Genomic DNA, 1,419 nt, shown 5'->3' with positions numbered 1-1,419 from the left:
GAAATATACAAAACAAAATAGAAGCTGTGCTATCACATTTAGGCGCTTATTATCATAACCTGAAAGGCTGGCGTACAACACGTAAGCTGTTGGTGTTAGAATCAGACGATTGGGGAAGTATCCGGATGAGGAATAACGCTGCTTATACTAAATTGCTAAAACAGGGCTACCCGGTTGATAAAGGTGCTTTTGAACGATTTGATCAACTAGAGTCAAAACAGGATCTGGACGCTTTATTCGGAGTTTTAGTCAAGCATAGAGATGCAAATAACCGGCCTGCTGTTTTTACTGCAAATACAATACTGACGAATCCTGATTTTGAGAAAATTGAAAATTCCTCCTTTACCGAATACCATTTTGAATTATTTACCGAAACCTATCACCGGTATCACAAGGATAATGAAATATGGAATTATTGGATGAACGGGATATCGGACAAAGTATTTTGGCCTCAGTATCATGGACGAGAACATTATAATGTTTCTTATTGGATGGAAAGATTGAGAAACGGTGATAGAAATGTGCTTGATGCATTTGCGGTCGAAATGGTTGGCATTCCTGCTAAACAGGCAGGCTCGGCCTTTAATGATTTAGTTGTTACCGCCAGTTTCAGAAATGAAGGTCAATTACAGAAAATAGCTGCATCTTTCAATGAAGGTGCGGAACTCTTTAAGCAGGTTTTTGGATTTTACTCCAAATCATTTATTGCCCCCGTATACACCTGGAATACGGAAATAGAAAAAGCTGTTTATGAAAAAGGTGTACAGTTTATACAGGGTGGGCGGTATCAAAAATCGCCTGAAAAACCAAATGGAAAAATAAACCCGGTCTATCATTCTCTGGGAGAAAGAAATCAATTTGGACAAACTTACCTGGTAAGAAATGTATTTTTTGAGCCTTCCACCCAGTCCGATAAAGTAACCCATTTTGCAAATGCCCTGGCCTACATAAAAGCTGCTTTCAGAATGAAAAAGCCCGCAATAGTGTCAACACACCGGCTTAACTACATGGGCGGACTCAATGAAAAAAACAGAACTGAAAATCTTGCCTTACTGGATAGATTATTGAAGAACACAATCGATGCGTATCCTGAAGTTGAATTTGTAACATCCGATGAACTCGGTGAACTTATAGCAAAGGGATAAATCTCCAGGCTTTGAAAGTATTATAACCAAGATAGTAGCATGAATATCAGATACGGAAAAGCATTTAAATTTGGCCGTAAAGTTGCAAAGAAACTTTTAAGTGGGATTTATCCACTGGTAATAAAGATTATTCCTCTCCCCAAAGTTTTATCAATTGATGCAACCCTGGATAAAATAATTGCAGATAAAGCCTCTATTTCACGATATGGAGACGGTGAATTTCTTTATATCATTGATAAAGTTAATTTACCCTTTCAACGGCAGGATAAGCAAC

2 protein-coding genes are annotated in these 1,419 nt (G+C 38.0%); both read left to right on the top strand.

Going from position 1 to position 1,419, the window contains the following annotated elements; all coding sequences use genetic code 11:
- Window positions 1-1,145 (top strand): hypothetical protein (locus tag A1D16_RS08515; RefSeq protein WP_290708936.1); only part of this gene is annotated, 1,145 nt, incomplete at its 5' end.
- A 39-nt stretch (window positions 1,146-1,184) separates the two neighbouring features.
- The coding region (locus A1D16_RS08510; RefSeq protein WP_290708935.1) for a hypothetical protein at window positions 1,185-1,419 on the top strand (235 nt) is incomplete at its 3' end.

Origin of the sequence: Flavihumibacter sp. CACIAM 22H1 (genome assembly GCF_001601815.1) — a bacterium.
In the GTDB taxonomy this organism is placed as follows: domain Bacteria; phylum Bacteroidota; class Bacteroidia; order Chitinophagales; family Chitinophagaceae; genus Flavihumibacter.
This window is presented reverse-complemented; position numbering and strand designations above follow the sequence as displayed.